The organism is Citrobacter sp. Cpo037 (genome assembly GCF_030332945.1).
GTDB classification, from domain to species: Bacteria; Pseudomonadota; Gammaproteobacteria; order Enterobacterales; family Enterobacteriaceae; genus Citrobacter; species Citrobacter portucalensis.
The window spans coordinates 52,152-75,151 of the sequence record NZ_JAOWGW010000007.1 but is presented as its reverse complement, the minus strand read 5'-3'; the positions used below and the strand labels follow the sequence as shown (position 1 = coordinate 75,151).

Here is a 23,000-nt window from a genome sequence, read left to right as displayed (position 1 = left end):
CCACAACCCGACGGGCATCATGCCTGAAAGATAAGGGATGTAGCGGCGAGTGAGAGTATATGAATCGCATACTGCGATCACCACGTCGGCTTATTGGGCTGTGCCATCCAACGCACAAAATCAGCAAGCTGTAATGGTCGGCTAATCCAGTACCCCTGGAAAAAATGCACCCCACGATCGCGCAGCCAACGGGCTTGCTCAGGAGTTTCTACCCCTTCCGCAACCGTCAGCATATTAAGACGTTTAGAAAGTGTCAACACGGCGTCCAGTACCGGAGAAGTCAGTGTTTCCGTCCCAATGGCGTTAATAAATCCGCGATCGATTTTCAGGTAGTCAACGGTAAAGCGTTCCAGATAAATAAGCGCGCTATGGCCGGTGCCAAAATCATCAATCGCAATTTCAAAACCTGCGGAATGCAGCCATTCAAATAGCTTTGTGGCCTCGTGCTGATTGAGCATATCTCGTTCTGTGATTTCCAGTACTATCTGAAAATAGTTTGCGGGAAGCGAGGCCTGTAGGTGGCGAATGTCGTCTTTAAACGTCTCGCCATGCAGATGTGATGGCGCGATATTGATCCCTAATTTTGCCCCAGCGGGTAACACTTTTTGCAGTGTCGGGGCATCCTGGGCGATCAACTTAAAGAGATGCTGAGTCAGTGGGACGATCATTTTCTGTGATTCAGCGTAATGAATAAAGGCATCCGGTGGGATCTCGCCCGTTGTTGGGTGATTCCAACGTAACAGGACCTCGACGCCTTTCACTTCCAGCGTTTGCATCTCTACGACGGGCTGGTACACCACATAAAACTGGTTATGTTTGATGGCGTTGAGGATATCTTTGCCTGGGCGTAAACGGATGCTGTAGATGTAGTACCAGAGGAGAAGGGAGGCAATAATCCCGGCCATACATCCCAACAAAATAGAATACCAGACGTCGGTATAGTTCCACTCTTGTGCGTATAAGCGAATTTTAAGCGGGATCCCTTCAAGAGTGGCCTGCCGCCAGGAGGTATGAGGAAGAGCGGAGACATCGATGATTCGCGATGAGAATGTCGAAATTGCGGTATTACCGACGATAATAGCAATACCGTCAAAATCATCCTGCCGGGCGGTATAGAGTAGGTAAGGCGCCAGATTGATATTCAGTGAGGTAAATACGCCGCTATCATTGAACGACGCGTTTCGGTGCCAAATCATGATCGCTGGTTTGTCCGGCATCATGGGCGTACCGGGAAGTAATTCCACATCAATATTTCTGCTGATATCGAGGTTCGGGATCAAATCTAAAATCGGAGTGAACATGGAACCTGTTGCGGAAGAGCAGAAAGCGATGCCGTCTTTTACCAGTAAGAAAGCGCGAACGTTCAGGCTAAAGGCTGCACTGGAGGTCAGTTTAGCGCTGACTTGTTGGCAACTGTTGGCAACCAGCGGCTGAAGGGCATCGGTGGTGGTTTTGAGGTCGGTGAAGTAGCTGCTGACGTAATTCTGGATATCGGCAAGGAGCGTGTCGTACTTAACTTCTCGTTTATGCCAGGTGACGAAAAACTGCAGGGTACTCACGAGTATTGCGACGATAAGCCCCGTTAACATACAGGAAAGCAGGATTTTCCGACCGGATGAAGAAGAGCGTCTGAACATAGATCCTTATTTTACCTGATTTAACTGCTTACTCTGTATGAATATAACCTGAAATGACTCATGTTGTGAGATTTTTCTTAGTCGCAGGGTGAAACAAAAAAGCACCGCCGAAGCAGTGCTTTTGGAATGTCTCATCAGGATAGCCAAGGGATAGCTGCCAAACGAAACTAACTGCGGCTCAGAACCCGGCGAGCTTCGTTGTAGCGTTTTTTCCAGTAAGGCTCGTTCATGCTGGAAATGATAACGCCACTGCTGGTCGAGGCATGTACAAACTGGTTGTTACCGATATAAATACCGACGTGACGGCCGGTAGAGCCAGCACGGAACAGAACCAGATCGCCTGTGCGCAGATTAGTGCGCGAAACGGATTTTCCCGTTTCCTGCTGTTCATAGGTTGAGCGCGGAAGCTCTAAACCAAATTGCTCGCGGAATGTACGCTGCACGAAGCTTGAGCAATCAATACCTTTTTTGGTGCTGCCGCCAAGGCGGTAACGCACGCCTTTCCAGTCAGCATACTGGTCCATAATACGTGATTTAACATCGATATTACGTACCATATTTTCAAATTCATCCTGAGAGGCTTGCAGTGAAGAGTTATCTCCATTGCCCACAGCATGCGTCTCAGAATGCATATTCTTGGCGGTGTTCGTTGTGCTACATGCAGAAAGCAGAACCGCAACTGCTATCGCGGGTATGCCCCGCAAGATATATCTCAAAATCGGTTGAGATTTGACCATTTTGTTTGTTTTCCCTTGAAGTCCTTAACGATAAATATCGTTATAAAAAATGCCAAACGTGACGAGACTAATTACCATCGCACGATGAGACAATTCCTTAAGGTCAAATCTGTGGCAGAACGCACAAATTTATTCTGAAAGGGAATAATTATCCCGCGAGGCAAAACTAGTTCGAGATTACCCGATCGTTCCGGCCAATGCGAGTGATTTTACGTGATTTCTTATAAGAAAAATTGATACAGAAAGTGAATAAACGGCATTGTCTAAATTAAGAACAATCAGGGTAAAAAATACGCAACCTACTCATTTTAAACATGAATAAGATGACAAGGGAATGACAATCAGAATGATGAAATATTGCCCGGCATCATCAGGGAATCAGAAGTATCCCTGATGATGTTAATTACTCTGCGTTATTTGTTTAAAAATTGTTTGTTTTTGCCGGGGAGATAATTCACGAACAGAGTGACTAATCGGTCACTTAATGGCGTCATTAGCCACCAGGGAAGGCCAATCAAGACCACCGTCATGGAACCAACCACGATATCAGTGAGCCAGTGAGCGCCAATCATTACGCGTGGAAAGGCAAAAACCACAGCAATAATAAGGCCGATTATTCCTGCGACTTTTCCGAAATAACGCAGCATAAATGCGGAAAAAATAAGCAGCATCATGCCGTGATCGCCAGGAAAACTGTCTCTCGACGCATCTTTGGTCGGAATATGCAGCAGTTCGCTGACGCGATAAATATTATCCAGCATCAGGGTCGGGCTGGCGCGTTTAACGGGAATAAGCGCCTGGCCCAGCTGATTTAATACCACTGCGGTGAGCAGCATAACCAAACCGATAGCCACAATACGTCGGCGACCTTCCGACGTCTCTTTGAGCCAAAAGTGCAGCATCAATGCGCCCATAGCCAGCAATGAGCAGCCATCAAATGCCCGATTATTGGTAATAGCAACAACCCATAAGAACAGTGGGCTTTCCACCAGTTTATGATTAAAGAAGCGGAAAACGCCCGTATCCAGTGAAGACCAGAACCCATGCCCGACTGGAATATACCAGGACATAAACAGTGCCAGGCCCGCAATATTTAGCAGGAGGATTGAAGGGTATCGGGTTTTCATCGTCGTTTACCATTGCTAAAAACGAAGGCAACCTTACGCGCTAGCGTCTAAACGAAGTCTCAACAACGCGCTCTGTAACGCATTCCAGTCGGTCTCGGTATCGGCGATGAGTTCAATACGGCTATCGGGTGGTGCGACGTTTTGCGTCTCTATATGCCAGTCGTCTCCCTGGCGGTTAATGCGTACCAGTCCTTCTTTAATACGCATTACCCCCTTCACGCGTCCAACAGGAGCAAGACGCGACCATTCCAGCAGACCGATGGTATCGAACACTGTATCGGCGTCAAAAATCCAACCGCAGGCCTGATGGCCCTGACCGCTGTTCAGGCTACGACGCCAGCGCTGCTGTGCGGGTAAGCTCAACGCTGCCAGCCCCTTTTTGTTGGCATGGCTATGGGCGTGCTCCGCGCTTGCAGGAAGCTCCGCCAGGTTTAGTCGGGGCAAATCCAGTAGCTGTCCGTCAATTTGCCCATGGTCGGCATGAACTAACTGGCGATTACCGCCGTAGTGTTGCCACCAGCTTTGCAGGGCGTTTTCGCTTTCCGTCGTGGCACGGTCGGTTTTGTTGGCAACAATGATATCAGCGGCGGCCAGCTGATCGCGGAAATTGTCATTGGCGACGCTTTTCTCATCCAGTAACAGGCGAGGATCAAGGATACAGAGGGTTGCGCGCAGATCGATCCACGGCTCATAAACCGGTGCAGTGAGTAAATCCAGAATCTGTTTGGGATGCCCGAGGCCAGTGGGTTCAATCAGCAGACGGTCGGGTTTTCCCTGACGCAGCAGCGTATTGAGGCCAACCTGCATTGGCAGGCCGTTAACACAGCACATACAGCCGCCGGGGATCTCTTTTAGCAGCGCACCGCTGTCGGCCAGCAACGCGCCATCAATGCCAACTTCGCCAAACTCATTAACCAGCACGGCCCACTTCTCAGCAGGATCTTTGTTTGCCAATAAATGAAGAATAGAGGTGGTTTTGCCACTGCCGAGAAAACCGGTGATGAGATTGGTTTTAGTCACATTTACTCCAGAATCATAAATTACCGTAATGGCATTTAACAATCCTGGCGAAAAACGGGGAAAAAGAGAAGGGGGGAGAGGACGAAGAGGCGCTTCGTCCTGCTTAATGGCAGAAATCGTTAACTTTTTAACGTCTCAATGACAGCCTGATGCGCACCGTATTGGGCAATGCGTTGCCAGGCCTGCTGAATGGCCGCGACAAACTGCGGATTCTGTACGAGATCGGTGGCGAAAATCTCGCGCAGCGAAAGCAGGGCGTTGACGCGTTCTGACTCTGTGCTCTGTTTAACCAGAGCGGCAATTTTCTCACTCAACGGGTCACGAACATCAATAGCGGTGCCTGAATCATCCACGCCGCTCACATAACGCATCCAGCCTGCGACGCCGAGCGCCAGCAGTGGCCACTCACTTTGGCGGGCTAAATGTACGCGGATCCCTTCCAACATGCGCTGGGGTAATTTCTGGCTACCGTCCATCGCGATTTGCCAGGTTTTATGTTTCAACGCTGGGTTGGCAAAACGCTCCAACAGGCTTAGGGCATACTGGTCTAAATCCACATCGGTAATTTGCAGCGTAGGTGCCTGTTCGTTGAGCATCAGGCGGTAAGCGGCTTCACGAAAAGCGCTGTCCTGCATACAGTCGCTGATGTGCTGAAACCCGGCCAGATAGCCGAGATAAGCAAGAAACGAATGACTACCGTTCAGCATCCGCAGTTTCATTTGTTCCCACGGCAACACATTTTCGACCATCTGGACGCCCGCCGTTTCCCATTGTGGGCGGCCACACACAAAATTATCTTCAATCACCCACTGGATAAACGGTTCGCAGCTGATTGCGCAAGGATCGGCAACCCCCAGCTCGCGGGCAATTTCGGCCAGTGACTCTTCAGTGGCGGCAGGGACAATGCGGTCGACCATGGTGCCTGGGAAACTGACATGTTCCTGAATCCAGGTTGCCAGTTCTGGTGAACGTTTCTCCGCCATTCCAAGGACGGCGTTTTTTACCACATGACCATTGTCCGGGATGTTATCGCAAGAGAGGACGGTAAACGGCTGTAGCCCGCGTTCACGTCGGCGGTGTAGGGCTTCAACAATAATTCCGGGGGCAGAGTGCGGTTCAGTCGGTGTTTGCAGATCGTGAGCAATACGTGGATTACTGAGGTCTAACGAGCCTGTCGCCGGATCGATGCAGTAGCCTTTTTCTGTGATGGTTAGCGAGACAATAGCCACCTGAGGTTCGCAGAATTTTTCGATAATGGCCGCCAGCGAATCCAGCCTGGCGTTGAGACATTCGTTGACGGCGCCGATAACAATTGGCTGGTTGCCGTTGGCCCCTTTTTCCAGCACGGTAAATAAATGATCCTGTTCGCGCAGTTGGCTCATCAGTCGATCGCCGCTGAACAGACTGATCTCACAAATACCCCAGTCTCCACCCTGCGCATTCAGCACCCTGTCGGTTAGTAACGCCTGATGGGCGCGGTGAAAAGCACCGAAACCAAAATGCACAATCCGCGTTTTTAATTGCTGGCGGTCGTATTGCGGAATCATGACATTTTCCGCCAGTGGCGCTGAGGCAATAGTTTTCATTTAACACACCTGATTAACCATAAATTAACAATGGCAGTATAAAGTTATATGACAACAAATTGAATTGGTGTGCCTCATTTATCCGGGGAATGTGAGCTTGATCAACCAATCATCGGCAATGTGTTGATCAGTTGACGGATGCCTGTATGGTAGTCGTCATTAAGATGATTTAATTTGGTATAACAACTTGTGAGGTGAAACAATGGAACAAACCTGGCGTTGGTACGGACCTAACGATCCGGTATCGCTTGATGATGTGCGTCAGGCTGGCGCAACGGGTGTTGTGACCGCCTTGCACCATATTCCTAACGGTGAAGTGTGGCCGGTAGAAGAAATTCAACAGCGTCAGGCCATTCTGGCTGAAAAAGGGCTGACCTGGTCGGTGGTGGAAAGTATCCCTGTCCACGAAGATATCAAAACGCGTTCAGGTCAATTTCAAACGTGGATTGCCAACTATCAGCAGAGTATCCGTAATCTGGCGACCTGTGGTATCGATACGGTGTGCTATAACTTCATGCCGATCCTCGACTGGACGCGTACCGACCTCGAATATCAGCTGCCGGATGGTTCCAAAGCGCTGCGTTTTGACCAGATTGCTTTTGCGGCCTTCGAACTTCACATTCTGCAACGCCCGGGAGCTGAAGCGGATTATACCGCCGAAGAACAACGCCAGGCGCTGGACTACTTCAATGCCATGAGTGATGCAGAAATTGAAAAGCTGACCCGCAATATCATTGCTGGGCTGCCAGGTGCAGAAGAGGGCTATACGCTGGATCAGTTCCGTGCGCGTCTCGCTGAATATGACGGCATCAGCAAGGACGATCTGCGCGATAATATGGCGGTATTCCTGCGGGCGATTGTGCCAGTGGCAGAAGAAGTCGGCGTGCGTCTGGCCGTGCATCCTGACGATCCGCCGCGCCCGATCCTCGGCCTGCCGCGTATCGTTTCGACTATCGAAGATATGCAGTGGCTGAAAGAAACGGTCGATAGCATTAATAACGGTTTTACCATGTGCACCGGTTCTTACGGCGTGCGCGCTGATAACGATCTGGTGAAAATGATCGAAACCTTTGGCGATCGAATCCACTTCACACACCTGCGCTCAACCTGTCGTGAAGATAACCCGAAAACCTTCCATGAAGGTGCGCACCTGCAGGGCGATGTGGATATGGTATCGGTGGTGGCTGCCATTTTGAGCGAAGAGCAGCGGCGTAAAAAGGCGGGCGACCTGCGTCCTATCCCGATGCGCCCGGATCATGGACACCAGATGCTTGACGATCTGCACAAGAAAACTAATCCGGGCTACTCTGCGATTGGTCGCCTGAAAGGCCTGGCAGAAGTCCGCGGCGTTGAGCTGGCGCTGAAACAAACGCAGTTCCGCGACCTGCTGTAAGTCTAACCACAGGGATTGCGCGACAGGCGCGATCCCTGTTATTCATCAAGGCTGCGCAAGCGCCTGCTCCAGCACTGTCAGCACTTTATTGATCTGCTGTATCTGCAATCCACCAAATCCAAAAAACATAACAGCATCGCTGTTCTCTTTGCGCCATGTGGCTTCTGATCCATTTTCTATATCCGGCAGAGTGTCGAAACGGATCCCGGCCAACAGGCAGCTTTGTTGCAGCCTGGCGATGAATTCGGTATGTCTGGCAATGCGTAACGAGAGGTGCAGACCTGCCGTTGCGCCAGCGATTTTCCCTTCGGGAAACAGAGTGGAAAGGCCATCGCGTAACAGGGCGAGGCGCGTCGCATAGCTGCAGGCCAGCTTGCTGAGATGCGTATAAAACACCTGATTTTGCATCAGTTCGGCTAAAAATTGCTGCAACAACCACTGACTGCCGTTGTTATTGAGCGCTTTCATATTCTGTACCGCCGGAAGCAGTTCATCAGGGCAAATTAGATAGCCAAGCCGTGCGCCTGGCCCCAGCGTTTTAGAAAATGTCCCCATGTAGATAACCCGGTTGTGATAATCCATGGCTTTCAGCGCGGGAAGGGGATTTTCCCCATAGGTAAAAACGGCATCGTAATCGTCTTCAATGATGTAAGCGCCGACGCGTTGCGCCCACGTTAATAATGACTGACGGCGCTCCAGCGAAAGTACACTTCCCATCGGATACTGATGCGCTGGAGTAACATAACAAAGCTGGGTTTCATACTCGGGTAAATTATCTGTTTGCAGCCCGTGGTTATCTACGGCGATTGACGTAATGTCTGCACCGTAATAATTAAAAAGATGCCATGCGCCAGAATAACAAGGGGATTCGGTCACAATATGGCACTTTTTTTGCTGACTGACAGCATGATGAATAATAAATATTTGGCTGAGCAGTGATAATCCCTCCTGAATCCCGTTGGTAATGATGATGTTCTCTGCTCGGGTATTAATTCCGCGGGATAAATTAAGGTATCTGACCAATTGCTCACGCAATGAAAATAATCCATTTGGTGAATGATATCGGGTAAATAATTGTTCTTTAAGTATGCTTGGAGCATTATTCCATTTCCGCCAGCTTGACCAGGGAAAAGCGTTGGGATCGGGGACGCCCATCCGGCAGTAGCACTCTCGTCCAGGCTCGGCGTAAACATCGGTAGAGACCCCGGCAGCTTTAGGTTTTGTGGGCGGAGAACCCTGGGTAACGGGCACAAGCGTTGGTGTTATACGTACAGGCGTTGTGAATATCACTTCATAGCCAATGCCGTGTCGGCTCTTGATTAACCCTGCAGCCATAAGCTTATCATAGGCCATCACTACCGTTATTTTGGCTACGTTCAATACCTGAGCCTGCTCGCGAATAGAGGGTAGCTTATCGCCACAAAGCAAATCTCCCCGCTGAATAGCCTGGAAATAAAATTGAAAAATTTGCAATTGCAGCGGAGTGCGGAGTTCTCTATTGAGCGTTAATGTAAGCATGAGGAATTCCTTATTAATATATGGCCAATATATTACGAATTTCTCGTTTTTACTATTTGATACACCTCATGGAGTAGTGGCTGTTCCTATAACTTGCTATCGCTGTCTCTATTTTTGGTTTTTATTATCCCTTAGCGTGTCGCTATTAAAAAAATGGAGGCAAGCATGTCGTGGATAAGAAAGAACGCATTGTGGTGCGTATTGGCTGGGGCGGTGGTAATGGCCCTGGCTATTTGGGGAACGTGGCAAGGCGTTCATTACACTAGTACCACCGAATTTTGTTTATCGTGTCACTCGATGCGCACGGCTGGAGAGGAATATAAAACCAGCGTGCATTTTCGCAACGCATCTGGCGTGCGGGCTGAGTGTAAGGATTGTCATATCCCCCCGGGCGTTGTTCCAACGCTTATTCGTAAAACTGAAGCCTTAAACGACCTCTATCACACCTTTATTTCTCCTTCTATCGATACTCCTGAAAAGTTTGCTGCCAAACGCCCGGAGCTGGCCCAGCGGGAGTGGGCGCGCATGAGCGCGAATAATTCAGCGGCGTGTAAATCCTGCCATAGCTATGAGGCAATGGATCATGGCAAGCAATCGGCAAATGCAGCGGCGCAAATGACCGCAGCGGCAGCAAAAGACAGTAACTGTATCGATTGTCACAAAGGAATAGCCCATCACAAACCCGATATGAGCAGCGGTTTTCGCGATCGCTATAAGCAACTACAGCGTCAGGGAGATACGCCAACGGATGCGACCACGCTGTTCTCATTAAGCGAAAAATCACTGGCGGCAACGGCAGGGAGTCCGGCCGGGAAGGCGCTGTTATTTCCCGCCACCGAGGTCAAGGTGCTGAAAAAAGAAGGCCGTAACGTGCAGCTCGAAATCGCGGGCTGGCGTGAAAGCAAAGGACGCGGACGGGTGATCACCCAGTATATGGGGAAACGCGTTTTCTCCGCCGTTCTCGATGAGCCCCTGATGGTGAACGTAAAAGTGCTACAAACTCAGGTCGATCCTGACTCACATCAGGAATGGCAGCAGGTGAGCGTCACCGCCTGGACCACCGATCAGGACTTTATCAACACGCTCGCGCCAATCTGGGAGTACTCAGATCAAATGCTGCAATCCACCTGTAGCGCCTGTCATAGCACTCCTCCTACAACCCGATATACCGCTAACGGCTGGATCGCCGGACTGAAAGCCATGTCGACCTATTACCGGCTTAATCCGGTGGAGGAACGTACGTTGTTGAAATACCTCCAGACCCACGCCAGCGATGTGTCTGAAACCAACAAAAAGTAAGGATAATGTATGGATATTCATGACTTTAATCCGTCCCGCCGCCGTTTTCTCAACGGAATGCTGGCGGTGGGGGCTGCCAGCGCACTGGCGCCTAATCCGCTGATATCAAAAGTGTGGGCGGCGGGGGAAAATCCCGAACAGTGGATCCAATCTGGTTCGCACTATGGCGCTTTTGAAGCCAAAGTGGTCAACGGTGAGTGGACCGAAACCCGTCCGTTCAAACATGACAAATACCCCTGCGATATGCTGAACGCGGTGCGTGAAGTGGTTTACAACCCGTCGCGGGTGCGCTACCCAATGGTGCGTCTGGACTGGTTGCGTAAGCGTGAGAAGTCGGATCGCAGCCAGCGCGGAGATAACCGTTTTGTGCGGGTTAGTTGGGATCAGGCGCTGGATTTGTTTTACGAAGAGCTGGAGCGGGTGCAAAAAACCTATGGCTCATCAGGCGTATTTACCGGGCTTGCCGATTGGCAGATGGTGGGCAAATACCATAAAGCGGGCGGGGCGATGGACCGGGGACTTGGCCTGCATGGTAGCTATGTGACAACCGTCGGCGACTATTCTGCGGCAGCGGCACAAGTCATTTTACCGCATGTGATTGGTTCGCTGGAAGTTTATGAGCAGCAGACGTCGCTTCCGCTGGTGATTGAAAACAGCAATACCATCGTGCTGTGGGGCTGCGATCCGATCAAGAACCTGCAGATCGAGTTTTTGGTTCCCGATCACGATGCGTTTGGCTACTGGCAGCAGATTAAAGAGGCGGTAGCGCAGGGTAAGATGCGCGTTATCAGTGTTGATCCGGTGCGTAGCAAGTCGCAAAACTTTCTTGGCTGCGAGCAGTTGGCGTTGCGGCCACAAACCGATGTGGCGTTAATGCTGGCGCTGGCGCATACCTTGTACGAAGAAAAATTGTACGACACGGCGTTTATTACCGATTACACCGTCGGCTTTGAGCAGTTTTTGCCGTATCTGCTGGGCGAAGCCGATAAACAGCCGAAAAATGCCGAATGGGCGGCAGAAATCTGCGGCCTGACGGCAGAGCAGATCCGAGACTTCGCCCGCCTGTTGGTGAAAGGCAGGACACAGTTTATGGGCGGTTGGTGCGTACAACGCATGCACCATGGTGAGCAGTATCCGTGGATGCTGGTGGTGCTGGCCAGCATGGTCGGTCAAATTGGTTTGCCCGGCGGCGGGGTAGGATTTGGCTGGCACTACAACGGTGGAGGTACGGTAACATCCGCCGGGCCTGTGCTCTCTGGACTGGGAGGGATCACGAATCCCCCGCAGGCAAAGTACAACGCGGATTTTCGCGGCGCATCGGAGCATATCCCCACTTCACGTATCGTTGACTGCCTGCTTGAGCCGGGCAAAAAAGTTGCCTTTAACGGCGAGACGTTAACATGGCCTGACATCAAAATGGCGATCTACAGTGCGGCAAATCCATTTCATGCGCAGCAGGACAGGAATCGCATGATCGACGCGTGGAAGAAGCTGGAAACCGTGGTGGTGTTGGATCATCAATGGACCGCGTCGTGCCGATTCGCCGATATCGTCCTGCCCGTTACCACCCGCTTTGAACGTAACGATATTGAGCAGTTCGGTACGCATTCGAATAAAGGGTTGATGGCGTTGCATCAGATCGTCAAACCGCAATATGAAGCGCGACATGATTTTGATGTGTTTGCCGGGCTGTGTAAGCGCTTTGACAAGGAAGCGGTGTACCGCGAAAACCGTGATGAAATGCAGTGGATACAGGTGCTTTATGATGAAGGCGTGAAGATGGGAGCGTCGCTCGGTGTCTCATTACCGGATTTCACAACGTTCTGGCAGGGTGACGGATATATTGAATATCCGCCGGGTCAGCCGTGGGTACGGCACGGTGAGTTTCGCGACCAGCCAGACCTGAATCCGCTGGGAACGCCGTCAGGTCTGATTGAAATCTACAGCAAAACCATCGCGGGCTTTGCCTATGAGGATTGTCCAGGGCATCCCGTGTGGATGGAACCCTTTGAGCGTACCCATAGCGGCAAAAAAGATAAATACCCGCTGCATCTGCAATCCTGCCATCCGGATAAACGTCTGCATTCCCAACTGTGCTCTAGCGAGGCGTTTCGCAACACCTATGCGGTTGCCGGAAGAGAGCCGCTTTATATCAGTGAACAGGATGCCACCGCTCGTGGCTTAAAAGCCGGTGATATCGCCCGCGTTTATAACGCTCGTGGTCAGGTACTGGCTGGCGTGGTTGTCAGTCCGGATTTTTCCCCTGGCGTGATTCGTATTCATGAAGGCGCGTGGTATTCCCCGCAGGAAGGGGGGAAAGCCGGGACATTATGCACCTATGGCGACCCGAACGTGCTGAGCGCGGATATAGGTACTTCACAATTGGCCCAGGGGCCTTCAGCGCATACCGTGCTGGTGGAGGTCGAGCGTTATCAGCAGAAAGCCCCGCAAGTGACGGCTTTCGGTGGTCCGCAGATTGTGAAAGAGGAGGGGACCAGTGCAGCATAAGCAAATTCATCAGCAGCGGGCGGCTGTGTACCAGTGGTTTTCGCAACTGTTATTTCGTGAGCTGGATGAAAAACAGCTCGCCAGTCTGGAAAACGGCGATAGCCAGGCTTGGATTGCCTCACTGGCGGCGGTTCCTGGAGTGTCTGCCGAGGTTAAACGTTTTGAGCGTAGTCTGAGCCGGGTTTTGCGGCGCGACTCCCGTCAGCTGGAGCTGGCAGCAGATTTTGCCTCGCTGTTTCTGCTGGCCCCGCCGGCTAGTGTTTCTCCCTATGCAGGGCACTATCCACACACGACAGCGGCAGAAGAACGTCGGCAAATGAATGTGTTGCTGATTGAGCAAGGTCTGGCAGCGAGAGAGAATGAGCCCTCCGATCATATTGCCGTGCAGTTGGCATTAATGGCGAGGATGGTTGCTAAAGAGGAGAGGCTATCGGCGCAATACTACTTTTTGCATCATCATATTCTGTGCTGGGCACCGTTATTTCGCGACGCTTGTCTGGTGCGGGATAACGAGGGGTTTTATCCTCAGGCGGTTAATCTGATAGTGCGTTTTATGCAAGAGGATGAACAGTATCTGGAGTCATTGTTGATGGATGATTTTTATCTCAGCAGCCAGCGCTGAAAATGAAAAAAGGGACAGCCTGCGTTGTAATGCCAGTCAGTTAAGCATTATGGAGCATATTTTATTGCGGCATAGGGTTCCGTTCACCTCAGCGGAGTCATTTCTCTGAAGAGCAGATACCCGTGAACGTGCAAGGGAGGCTCACCGCCGCCTCCCTTGCAACCCTGGCTCCCGGCAGGAAAATCGTCGCGATGCGATTCATTCGGCTCATGCCGTCTGCCTGTCGGGTCGGGGCCGAGCCTGCGTCCCTGCAGGCCGTCCCCTCTGCCCGCATCCCTGCGGGCAGACCCGGTCAGCCGTCAACGCCTCATCGATTTTCAGCCGGACCGGGGTCATCGCTTCAACTCTCTGATTTCCAGTTAAATCTGTTTTGCTGTTTAAACAAAAAAAGTAGATGGTCAGGTGTGGCTGGTCCGGCTGAAAATTGCCGACGTGTTTCCGTAAGGCCGGGAGAACCCGCAGGGATGCGGGTTCAGGGCGCGCTTTGCAGGGACGCTACCTCGCGCCCGGCCCGATAGCCTGAAGGAAAAAGCGGAGGGTATTGCGTAGCAACAATTTTCCCGCCGGGAGCCGGGATTGTTAAGGGTACGGCGATAGTACCCTTAACACGTTCACAGGCAGTATCGTTTCAGAGAAGTGATATCACTAAAGTGAACGGAACATTTTGCCAGAGACAACATGTCATTATCTTTGGTTCACCTGTAACGACAGGAGCTTAATCTGCACGGCCCATATAGCGACGTTCTTCGATATGAATACGGATTTTTTCACCCGCACTTAGGTACTCAGGAACCTGGATCACCAGACCGGTGCTCAGGGTTGCTGGCTTGTTGCGCGCGCTCGCTGAAGCGCCTTTAATACCCGGTGAGGTTTCAACGATTTCCAGGTCTACAGTCTGCGGCAGTTCAAGCGCCAGCAGTTGGCCGTCCCAGGTCAGTACCTGCATGTCCGGCATACCGCCTTCCGGCATGAACAGCAGCTCTTCTTCAATCTGGTCTTTGGTGAAGGTATACGGGGTATAGTCTTCTTTATCCATAAAGATGTATTCGTTGCCATCGACGTAGGAGAAATCAACGCCACGACGGCTCAGAGTGACGGTATCCACGATATCGTCGCCTTTGAAGCGCTCTTCAACTTTCAGACCGGTACGCACATCAGAAAAACGCATTTTGTACAGCGTGGCAGCACCACGTGCGGACGGTGATTGAATATCGATATCTTTTACAATCAGCAGTTTGCCGTTGTAGTTCAGTACCATACCTTTTTTAATTTCGTTCGCTCTTGGCATCGAAAAAATCCTGTAGTGAGGAGTGTCTAAAATATCGCGTAAAACTACTCGCGCCGGGGCATTCAGGCAAGCGGAATTCATGCTTTTGCTGGTGCAAAAAAGGTGGTACTGTGCCCTTCCTGCACAATCCGATGGTTTACGATAAAGAGAGTACTGTATGGAATGCCGTCCGGATTGTGGTGCATGCTGCACCGCGCCTTCAATCTCCAGTCCCATCCCCGGTATGCCTGATGGCAAGCCCGCTAATACGCCCTGCGTTCAGTTGGATGAATCCCTGCGTTGCAAAATTTTTGCGTCGCCGCTACGACCAAAGGTGTGCGCCGGTTTACAGCCCAGTGCGGAAATGTGCGGGCGGACGACGCACCAGGCCATGGTTTATCTCATCGAGCTTGAAGTGCTAATCGCGCCTTAAACGTCCTTGATGCGCGCCAGGCACGCGACGGTGGCGACGATCATCACCAGTGCAAACCAGAACACCGCGTGATAGTTCCAAATTTCAGCGGCAATTCCCGCCAGCGATCCGGCAATAATCCAGCCCACGCGAATGGTATTCGTATAGAGGGTGGTGGCTGAACCCGCCTGTCCCGGCATCAGGTCCTGGAAATAGAGCATACCAATCCCGCCGAGAATACCGATGTAAATCGCGTTCAGCAGCTGTAAGCCAAGCAATATCGCCGGAGAGTGAGCCAGTAGCATACCGGCATAAAAGAAGAATCCGGCAACGACGGCAATTCTCATCAACAGACGTTTACCCAGACGCTTTGCAAAATAGCCAGCAATCAACATGGTCGGGATTTCCAGACCGGCTGCGGTGCCCATCATGATGCCAGCCAGTTTTTCCGGCAGATGCAGTTCGTTGATGATAAACAGCGGCATATTAATGATATAGAGACTATTGGTTCCCCACATTAATGTGCAGATAACAAACAGCAGCAACGTGTCGCGTCGATTGCGGCGCGGGGCCTCAACTGCGCCTGTCGCGAGAGGCACGTTTTTACTCATTGAGGGTAAAAACAGCCAGACCATTACGCCGCAGACAACAAACGCCACCGCCGCGCTGAGATACATCACTGTAAAGCTGAATCCCATGGCCAGCGCGTAGGCCAGCGGCGGGCCAATTACCCAGGCTAGCGAAACCTGCGCACGTAATATTGAGCTGAACATGACGGCTTCCCGACCTGTGCGGTCGGCGTGTTCACGGGCGAGAGCAAACATTTGCGGGTTGGCGGTCGATCCAAAGCTGCTGAGGAATACCCCGACAAACAGCAAGATAAAATAATTACGATTCCAGGCAAACAGCACGCAGGCCAGCATCCCCAGCACGCAGCAAAACACAATCAGGTTCTTGCGATCGCCTTTTCTATCTGAACGTCCGGCCAGAAACTGACTTACCAGAATACCGATCACAGCGCTACCGGTAAAAAAGAACCCGACCATGCCGGGACGGGCGTGGACTTCATCCGTCAGAAAAAGGCTGAGCGTTGGCGTCTGCAACGCACCGGCGATACCCGTCAGAAATGCGACAAGCAGGAACGCCGAAGACGTTAAATCAAACGCCTTGGGTGTGGCGGCTACGGGGGTGTTATGCATGTTTTGATATCAATGATGTGAAGAGACGCGGAGTTTACGCCGCTTGTCAGAAAATAAACAGGGAGCCAAATCAAAATCGGCATCAAAAATCAAAATAGCATTTCAGTCAAAGAATGCTGCTTGCTGACGTTGCTGAATCTGACAAGCTGACGGCGTTTTTGCGTCAGCAATTTTTTCTCCTCCGCAGAGAAAATGTGCGTTATCTCTAAATTCAGCAAGTAATTTGTCAACTTTACTTGTGTGCTGAAGAAAAAAGAGCAAGACTTCTTGAAACGTTTCAGCGTCATCTTGCCTTAACTGATGGAGTCGGGTGACGCCTTTTTTCTCATGTTGGCTGAATCGTTTCAATTCAGCGGGAGAGGAGAATCATGTTCCAGTTATCTGTTCAGGATATTCACCCGGGCGAACAGGCCGGGAATAAAGAAGAGGCTATTCGCCAGGTTGCCGCTGCCTTAGTGCAGGCGGGTAACGTCGCGGAAGGCTACGTCGATGGCATGCTGGCGCGCGAACAACAGACGTCCACGTTCCTCGGCAACGGTATTGCGATTCCTCACGGTACGACGGACACGCGCGATCAGGTACTGAAAACCGGTGTGCAGGTATTTCAGTTTCCGCAGGGCGTGACCTGGGGCGAAGGGCAGGTTGCTTATGTGGCAATCGGCATCGCCGCAAGTTCTGATGAACACCTCGGTTTACTGCGTCAGCTGACACACGTGCTGAGCGATGACTCCGTCGCTGAACAGCTGAAATCTGCGACCACGGCGGAAGAACTGCGTGCGCTGCTGATGGGTGAAAAGCAAAGTGAACAGCTGAAGCTTGATAACGAAACGCTGTCGCTGGATGTCGTGGCCAACTCGCTGGTGACGCTGCAGGCACTCAACGCGGCACGGCTGAAAGAAGTCGGTGCGGTTGACGCCACCTTTGTGGCCAGAGCAATCAATGAGCAACCGATGAATCTCGGTCAGGGGATCTGGCTGAATGACTGTGCTGAAGGTAACGTGCGTAGCGCCGTTGCGGTTAGTCGTGCAGCAACAGTGTTCGATGTACAAGGTGAAGCGGCAGCCTTGCTGGTGACCGTCGCCATGAATGACGATCAACCGGTTGCGGTACTGAAGCGCCTTGGCGATCTGCTGCTGAATAATAAAGCTGACCGTTTGTTGAAAGCTGATGCGGCAACGGTGCTGGCGCTGCTGACCAGCGATGACGCCTTAACTGATGATGTACTGAGCGCCGAATTTATTGTGCGCAATGAGCATGGTTTACATGCCCGCCCGGGCACCATGCTGGTGAATACGATTAAACAATTTAACAGTGAAATTACCGTGACAAATCTTGATGGAACCGGCAAGCCGGCGAATGGACGCAGTCTGATGAAAGTTGTGGCGTTAGGCGTGAAGAAAGGACATCACCTGCGCTTTACTGCACAGGGCGAAGATGCTGAACAGGCGCTGAAGGCGATTGGCGAAGCCATCGCAGCAGGTCTTGGGGAGGGCGCGTAATGAGCAGACGTGTTGCTACTATCACCCTTAACCCGGCCTACGACCTGGTGGGTTTCTGCCCGGAAATTGAACGCGGTGAAGTGAACCTGGTTAAAACCACCGGTCTGCATGCGGCAGGGAAAGGGATCAACGTCGCTAAGGTTTTGAAGGATTTAGGTATCGATGTCACTGTGGGTGGCTTCCTGGGTAAAGACAACCAGGATGGTTTTCAGCAGTTGTTCAGCGAGCTGGGCATTGCCAACCGTTTTCAGGTCGTGCAGGGCCGTACCCGTATTAACGTCAAGCTGACCGAAAAAGACGGTGAAGTATCTGACTTCAACTTCTCCGGCTTTGAAGTCACCCCGGCTGACTGGGAACGCTTTGTAAATGATTCGCTGAGCTGGCTGGGCCAGTTCGACATGGTGTGCGTCAGCGGCAGTTTGCCAACCGGCGTGAGCCCGGAAGCCTTCACCGACTGGATGACGCGCCTGCGTAGTCAGTGTCCTTGCATTATCTTTGATAGTAGTCGTGAAGCGTTGGTAGCAGGTCTGAAAGCGGCGCCATGGCTGGTGAAGCCAAACCGTCGCGAACTGGAAATCTGGGCCGGTCGTAAGCTGCCGGAAATGAAAGATGTGATTGAAGCGGCGCATGCGCTTCGCGAGCAGGGGATCGCTCATGTGGTGATTTCACTCGGCGCGGAAGGTGCGCTGTGGGTTAACGCCTCAGGCGAGTGGATTGCTAAACCGCCGTCAGTTGAGGTGGTCAGCACCGTCGGTGCGGGTGATTCAATGGTTGGCGGTCTGATTTACGGCCTGCTGATGCGTGAGTCCAGCGAACATACCCTGCGTCTGGCGACGGCTGTTGCCGCCCTGGCGGTAAGCCAAAGTAATGTAGGCATTACCGATCGTCCTCAGTTGGCCGCAATGATGGCGCGTGTCGACTTAAAACCGTTTAACTGACAGCAGGAGAGGCATAATGAAAACGCTGCTGATTATTGACGCTAATCTCGGCCAGGCTCGCGCTTACATGGCGAAAACCCTGCTTGGAGCGGCGGCACAGAAAGCACATCTGGAAATTATTGATAATCCGAATGATGCCGAACTGGCAATTGTTCTGGGCGATACGCTTCCTGCCGACAGTTCGCTGAACGGCAAAAAAGTCTGGCTGGGCGACATTGGTCGTGCGGTTGCGCATCCTGAACTCTTCCTTAGCGAAGCTAAAGGCCATGCAAAACCCTACAGCGCCCCGGTTACAACAGCACCTGTGGCCAGCAGTGGTCCAAAACGCGTGGTGGCGGTGACGGCGTGTCCGACCGGTGTTGCTCATACGTTTATGGCCGCTGAAGCGATTGAAACTGAAGCGAAAAAACGTGGCTGGTGGGTGAAGGTTGAAACCCGAGGTTCTGTTGGCGCAGGTAACGCTATTACGCCGGAAGAGGTGGCTCAGGCTGATCTGGTGATTGTGGCAGCTGACATTGAAGTTGATCTGGCGAAGTTTGCCGGCAAACCGATGTATCGCACCTCTACCGGTCTTGCGTTGAAGAAAACAAAGCAGGAGCTGGACAAAGCGCTGGAAGAAGCAACACCGTACCAGCCAACCGGTAAAGCGCAGACTTCAGCAACCGAAAGTAAGAAAGAGAGCGCGGGGGCGTATCGTCACCTGCTGACGGGCGTCTCTTATATGCTGCCGATGGTAGTTGCTGGCGGCCTGTGTATTGCACTCTCGTTCGCTTTTGGTATCGAAGCGTTTAAAGAGCAGGGTACGCTGGCGGCGGCGCTGATGCAGATTGGCGGTGGTTCAGCCTTCGCGCTGATGGTGCCGGTACTGGCAGGTTATATCGCGTTTTCCATCGCTGACCGTCCGGGTCTGACGCCGGGTCTTATCGGCGGTATGCTGGCGGTAAGCACCGGTTCCGGCTTTATTGGCGGGATTATTGCTGGTTTCCTTGCCGGTTATGTGGCGAAGCTTATCAGCACGAAGCTGAAACTCCCGCAGAGTATGGAAGCGCTGAAACCGATCCTGATCATTCCGCTGTTCTCAAGCCTGGTGGTTGGCCTGGCCATGATTTACCTGATCGGCAAACCGGTGGCGGGTATTCTGGAAGGTTTGACTCACTGGCTGCAAACCATGGGTACGGCCAATGCGGTGCTGCTTGGCGCGATTCTTGGCGGCATGATGTGTACCGACATGGGTGGTCCGGTTAACAAGGCGGCGTATGCTTTCGGTGTGGGTCTGCTGAGTACACAAACTTATGCGCCGATGGCGGCCATCATGGCTGCGGGTATGGTACCTCCGCTGGCTCTGGGTCTGGCAACGCTGGTTGCGCGTCGTAAGTTCGATAAAGCGCAGCAGGAAGGCGGAAAAGCTGCGCTGGTACTGGGCCTGTGCTTTATCACCGAAGGGGCAATCCCGTTCGCTGCCCGTGACCCAATGCGCGTTCTGCCTTGCTGTATCGTTGGTGGTGCGATTACCGGGGCTATCTCGATGGCGGTGGGTGCGAAGCTGATGGCGCCACACGGCGGGCTGTTTGTCCTGTTAATCCCAGGTGCAATCACGCCGGTGTTGGGATACCTGCTGGCAATTATTGCCGGTACGCTGGTAGCCGGTCTCTCCTACGCGGTGCTGAAGCGCCCGGAAGCTGAGGTTGTGGCAAAGGCGGCCTGATTTAACGTCAATACCAGGGGCAGAGAATTCTCTGCCCCTTTTTTATGCTTTTACCTATACCGTTGCAGCATCGCCACAATAATCCATCCAGCCTTAATAAAACGGGTCAGGTAATCATTGGCGCGATGATAAAACCAAAGGCAACGCCAGCAATGATCCCACCCAGTCCTGGCAGCATAAACGGATGGTTTAAGACATACTTGCCCACGCGCGTTGTCCCTGTGGTGTCGAACTCCATTGCCGCCAGCGAAGTCGGGTATGTTGGTAGAACAAACACCCCGGTTACCGCCACATAGGAGGCCAGAATTGCCCATGTAGGTACGCCGAGCGCAACGGCCAGAGGGATGATCAGCGGCGTGGTGGCGCCTTGCGAGTAGAGAAGCGCACAGGTACCAAACAGCACCAGTGCCAACAGCATGGGATAAGCCCGTAGAATATCGCCTGCGATATCCTTAATCTCCGCTAAGTGGGCATCAATGAAGGTCGTTCCCAGTGTAACAATCCCGAGAATGACCGCCAGTGAACTCATCCCTGATCTAAACGTGGATGTCAGGACAATAGCATCGGTTGATGTTTTGCATAACACCACCATCAGGCAAGCGGCAGCCAACATACAGATAATGATGATATCCCGGGTATTCATTGGGTTGCCTGCATCGAATCCAGGGCGTAGCTGCGGGCAGGCGGCAAGAATAACGATGACGACCGTTGCCAGCATAAACAGGGCGACCGAGAGTTTGGCACCCGGCGTGGTGCTGTTTTGCCCTTCATATTTACGCACTAATCCTTTTTGCAGGCGTTCCAGATAGACTTCATCATCCTGAAGCTCGCATCCCTGACGTGAGGCGATAAAAGCGGCAACCATCGCGGCGACAAACGAAGCTGGTAGACATACCGCCATGACCTGAATAAAGGTGATACCGTTGCCCTCCATAATGGTCAGCATCGCCGCCATTGCGGCACTGATCGGCGAACCGGATATCGCCACCTGGGAGGCGACTACGGATCCGGCGAGCGTACGAGAAGGGCGGATACCGGACTCTTTGGCGACTTCGGCAATCACTGGCAGGGTAGAAAATACAATGAACCCTGTTCCGGCCATTATGGTCATCGACCAGGTGATAATCGGTGCAATAATATTGATATATTTAGGGTTACGCCGCATGAAATTACCGGCAACACGAACCAGATAATCCATACCTCCTGCGGCCTGTAGCGCCGATGCTGCCACGACAACTGTCATAATAATAAGGATAACGTCAACGGGTGGCGAGCCAATTTGCAGATCAAATCCCAACGTTAAAATAGCCAGCCCCAGACCACCGCATAAACCGATACCTATTCCGCCGAGGCGGATACCAAAAAATATTGCACCCAACACGACGATAATTTCTAACCAAACCATAATGGCCTCCGCCAGAGAATAATTTGTTATTAAAATAAGTGGTTGTTTAATGCTTTATTAATCTGGTAATGGCTGTTATTGCGCCAGAAGATGATGTTTGCCAACTCGTTTTTCGTACCATTTAATACCGGCGCGAACTAATGATCCGGTTGAGTCAATATATTTATCTGGAGACTTTCTGACTGCGTCGGCAAGAATGACGGGGACTTCAGTACATCCCAGTACAATGATTTGTGCGCCGCGTGAGAAGAGCACTTCAGCCTGTTCATTCATCAGCGTTTGTGCCCGCTTAAGGTCGCCGGCTTTTAAGCAATAAATACTTTCCATGACCTTTTCCTGATCGGATGAATCAGGACTGATGCAGGTTAACCCAAGAGATTCTATGCCTTTTTGGTAGAGTCCCATGTAAAGGGTGGCGTTAGTAGCAAGTAAACCGATACGTGATTTTCCGCAGTTTTTGACCTCATTCATGGTTGTTTCAACGATACTGAGTAACTCTGTATGACAGCACTCTTTTAATTCATTAAACCAAAAATGGGCGGTATTACAGGGGATCACAATACACTCCGCACCAGCATCTTCCAGTTTGTGCATATAATCACGCATTGCCGGAAGTGGGGAATGACCATGATGCATTAACGCATCAGTTCGGTCTGGAATATCAGGGATGGATGAAATAATTAATGGGATATGTTCCTGATCGCGTTGCGCTGCGGTAAAGGTGACGAATTTATTAAAAAGATCGACGGTTGCAGCAGGCCCCATACCACCAAGTACGCCAATTAAACCTTTCACGATATATACCTCTATTTACCGATATTTAATATTCAGAGCTGGTGTCTATCTGGTGCTTATGTTTAACAGCAGAGTGTCGTGAGGAGAAATGCAATAATGTTTGGTTCAATGCAAAAAACGCATGAGTGTGATGTCTTTTACCACCTCAGCTGGCCGGCAATCAGCCAGAGGCCCGACGTTACGCGGTGGGTGAGCGGTCGTGGTCGATGAGTAAAGAAACATGTTAATGTCAAAAACGAAGGCATTATGCAAAAAACGAATCACCAGATACTGATGTTGAATATCATCTCCGGGAATATTCAGGCATGATGCTTAAGACTAATCGACATATTT

18 protein-coding genes are annotated in these 23,000 nt (G+C 51.6%); 8 read left to right on the top strand and 10 right to left on the bottom strand.

All coding sequences use genetic code 11. The annotated features are described in order from the left end of the window. Positions 1-77 precede the first annotated feature (77 nt). The 5 genes from OGX94_RS00375 to OGX94_RS00355 all read right to left on the bottom strand — a co-directional run bounded on the left by OGX94_RS00375 (position 78) and on the right by OGX94_RS00355 (position 6,107). A complete protein-coding gene (locus tag OGX94_RS00375) occupies positions 78-1,637 on the bottom strand; it encodes a cyclic di-GMP phosphodiesterase (protein WP_032934501.1) in 1,560 nt (519 codons plus the stop codon). Positions 1,638-1,804: 167 nt separating this feature from the next. Beyond that, on the bottom strand, positions 1,805-2,374 hold the full coding sequence (gene mepS / locus OGX94_RS00370) for a bifunctional murein DD-endopeptidase/murein LD-carboxypeptidase (protein WP_003834567.1): 570 nt from the start codon (positions 2,372-2,374) through the stop codon (positions 1,805-1,807). A gap of 413 nt (positions 2,375-2,787) precedes the next feature. Then, a complete protein-coding gene (locus tag OGX94_RS00365; protein ID WP_126317672.1) occupies positions 2,788-3,501 on the bottom strand; it encodes a phosphatase PAP2 family protein in 714 nt (237 codons plus the stop codon). A 33-nt stretch (positions 3,502-3,534) separates the two neighbouring features. Then, complete coding sequence (locus OGX94_RS00360) at positions 3,535-4,521, bottom strand: CobW family GTP-binding protein (RefSeq protein WP_003834563.1); 987 nt, start codon at positions 4,519-4,521, stop codon at positions 3,535-3,537. A gap of 119 nt (positions 4,522-4,640) precedes the next feature. Beyond that, positions 4,641-6,107: a mannitol dehydrogenase family protein gene (locus OGX94_RS00355; protein WP_003834561.1), complete on the bottom strand. Its 1,467-nt coding sequence runs from the start codon at positions 6,105-6,107 to the stop codon at positions 4,641-4,643. A gap of 202 nt (positions 6,108-6,309) precedes the next feature. Here OGX94_RS00355 and uxuA point away from each other — a divergent pair, with 202 nt between their 5' ends. Next, positions 6,310-7,500 carry a mannonate dehydratase gene (gene uxuA / locus OGX94_RS00350; RefSeq protein ID WP_063940532.1) on the top strand — a complete coding sequence of 397 codons (1,191 nt, stop codon included), beginning with the start codon at positions 6,310-6,312 and terminating at the stop codon, positions 7,498-7,500. A 45-nt stretch (positions 7,501-7,545) separates the two neighbouring features. Here uxuA and pdxR read toward each other — a convergent pair whose 3' ends face one another. After that, entirely contained in the window at positions 7,546-9,018 is a 1,473-nt protein-coding gene (pdxR, locus tag OGX94_RS00345; protein WP_003834556.1) for a MocR-like pyridoxine biosynthesis transcription factor PdxR, read from the bottom strand. Positions 9,019-9,183: 165 nt separating this feature from the next. Between pdxR and torC the strand changes: the two genes are divergently transcribed. Genes torC through torD form a run of 3 tightly spaced genes read left to right on the top strand, consistent with a single transcriptional unit; the run spans position 9,184 to position 13,447 of the window. Beyond that, entirely contained in the window at positions 9,184-10,317 is a 1,134-nt protein-coding gene (gene torC / locus OGX94_RS00340) for a pentaheme c-type cytochrome TorC (RefSeq protein ID WP_257661808.1), read from the top strand. Positions 10,318-10,326: 9 nt separating this feature from the next. After that, a complete protein-coding gene (gene torA / locus OGX94_RS00335) occupies positions 10,327-12,825 on the top strand; it encodes a trimethylamine-N-oxide reductase TorA (RefSeq protein ID WP_063940529.1) in 2,499 nt (832 codons plus the stop codon). Next, a complete protein-coding gene (gene torD, locus OGX94_RS00330) occupies positions 12,815-13,447 on the top strand; it encodes a molecular chaperone TorD (RefSeq protein WP_191222350.1) in 633 nt (210 codons plus the stop codon). The genes torA and torD overlap by 11 nt, the downstream gene beginning before the upstream one ends. Before the next feature lie 715 nt (positions 13,448-14,162). Here the strand turns inward: torD and yeiP are convergent. Continuing rightward, entirely contained in the window at positions 14,163-14,735 is a 573-nt protein-coding gene (gene yeiP / locus OGX94_RS00325; RefSeq protein WP_003027452.1) for an elongation factor P-like protein YeiP, read from the bottom strand. Between the two features lie 157 nt (positions 14,736-14,892). On the opposite strand from yeiP, the gene OGX94_RS00320 reads away from it, so the two are divergent. Beyond that, positions 14,893-15,147, top strand: a complete 255-nt coding sequence (locus tag OGX94_RS00320; protein ID WP_257661809.1) for a YkgJ family cysteine cluster protein — start codon at positions 14,893-14,895, stop codon at positions 15,145-15,147. Here the strand turns inward: OGX94_RS00320 and setB are convergent. Next, on the bottom strand, positions 15,144-16,325 hold the full coding sequence (gene setB / locus OGX94_RS00315) for a sugar efflux transporter SetB (RefSeq protein ID WP_003834548.1): 1,182 nt from the start codon (positions 16,323-16,325) through the stop codon (positions 15,144-15,146). The two genes, OGX94_RS00320 and setB, sit on opposite strands and share 4 nt — an antisense overlap. Before the next feature lie 368 nt (positions 16,326-16,693). On the opposite strand from setB, the gene fruB reads away from it, so the two are divergent. From fruB to fruA, 3 genes are read left to right on the top strand one after another with little or no spacing between them, the layout of a single operon-like run. Beyond that, positions 16,694-17,824 carry a fused PTS fructose transporter subunit IIA/HPr protein gene (gene fruB / locus OGX94_RS00310; RefSeq protein WP_257661810.1) on the top strand — a complete coding sequence of 377 codons (1,131 nt, stop codon included), beginning with the start codon at positions 16,694-16,696 and terminating at the stop codon, positions 17,822-17,824. Further along, complete coding sequence (gene fruK / locus OGX94_RS00305; protein ID WP_003834544.1) at positions 17,824-18,762, top strand: 1-phosphofructokinase; 939 nt, start codon at positions 17,824-17,826, stop codon at positions 18,760-18,762. The genes fruB and fruK overlap by 1 nt, the downstream gene beginning before the upstream one ends. Before the next feature lie 16 nt (positions 18,763-18,778). Next, positions 18,779-20,467, top strand: a complete 1,689-nt coding sequence (fruA, locus tag OGX94_RS00300) for a PTS fructose transporter subunit IIBC (protein ID WP_003834542.1) — start codon at positions 18,779-18,781, stop codon at positions 20,465-20,467. Between the two features lie 106 nt (positions 20,468-20,573). Here the strand turns inward: fruA and OGX94_RS00295 are convergent, their stop codons facing one another. Both OGX94_RS00295 and cuyB read right to left on the bottom strand, forming a co-directional pair. After that, positions 20,574-21,872, bottom strand: coding sequence for an anaerobic C4-dicarboxylate transporter (locus OGX94_RS00295; RefSeq protein ID WP_063940523.1), 1,299 nt, complete (start codon positions 21,870-21,872; stop codon positions 20,574-20,576). 75 nt (positions 21,873-21,947) lie between these two features. Beyond that, a complete protein-coding gene (gene cuyB, locus OGX94_RS00290; RefSeq protein ID WP_003834537.1) occupies positions 21,948-22,667 on the bottom strand; it encodes a cysteate racemase in 720 nt (239 codons plus the stop codon). Positions 22,668-23,000: the final 333 nt, after the last annotated feature.

Bases quoted from the DNA above. Each gene is read 5' to 3' on its own strand.
- OGX94_RS00320 (WP_257661809.1), top strand. From the start codon at position 14,893: ATGGAATGCCGTCCGGATTGTGGTGCATGCTGCACCGCGCCTTCAATC.
- OGX94_RS00355 (WP_003834561.1), bottom strand. From the start codon at position 6,107: ATGAAAACTATTGCCTCAGCGCCACTGGCGGAAAATGTCATGATTCCG.
- uxuA (WP_063940532.1), top strand. From the start codon at position 6,310: ATGGAACAAACCTGGCGTTGGTACGGACCTAACGATCCGGTATCGCTT.
- torC (WP_257661808.1), top strand. From the start codon at position 9,184: ATGTCGTGGATAAGAAAGAACGCATTGTGGTGCGTATTGGCTGGGGCG.
- yeiP (WP_003027452.1), bottom strand. From the start codon at position 14,735: ATGCCAAGAGCGAACGAAATTAAAAAAGGTATGGTACTGAACTACAAC.
- fruA (WP_003834542.1), top strand. From the start codon at position 18,779: ATGAAAACGCTGCTGATTATTGACGCTAATCTCGGCCAGGCTCGCGCT.
- OGX94_RS00365 (WP_126317672.1), bottom strand. From the start codon at position 3,501: ATGAAAACCCGATACCCTTCAATCCTCCTGCTAAATATTGCGGGCCTG.
- setB (WP_003834548.1), bottom strand. From the start codon at position 16,325: ATGCATAACACCCCCGTAGCCGCCACACCCAAGGCGTTTGATTTAACG.
- pdxR (WP_003834556.1), bottom strand. From the start codon at position 9,018: ATGCTTACATTAACGCTCAATAGAGAACTCCGCACTCCGCTGCAATTG.
- torA (WP_063940529.1), top strand. From the start codon at position 10,327: ATGGATATTCATGACTTTAATCCGTCCCGCCGCCGTTTTCTCAACGGA.
- mepS (WP_003834567.1), bottom strand. From the start codon at position 2,374: ATGGTCAAATCTCAACCGATTTTGAGATATATCTTGCGGGGCATACCC.
- fruB (WP_257661810.1), top strand. From the start codon at position 16,694: ATGTTCCAGTTATCTGTTCAGGATATTCACCCGGGCGAACAGGCCGGG.
- OGX94_RS00375 (WP_032934501.1), bottom strand. From the start codon at position 1,637: ATGTTCAGACGCTCTTCTTCATCCGGTCGGAAAATCCTGCTTTCCTGT.
- OGX94_RS00295 (WP_063940523.1), bottom strand. From the start codon at position 21,872: ATGGTTTGGTTAGAAATTATCGTCGTGTTGGGTGCAATATTTTTTGGT.
- fruK (WP_003834544.1), top strand. From the start codon at position 17,824: ATGAGCAGACGTGTTGCTACTATCACCCTTAACCCGGCCTACGACCTG.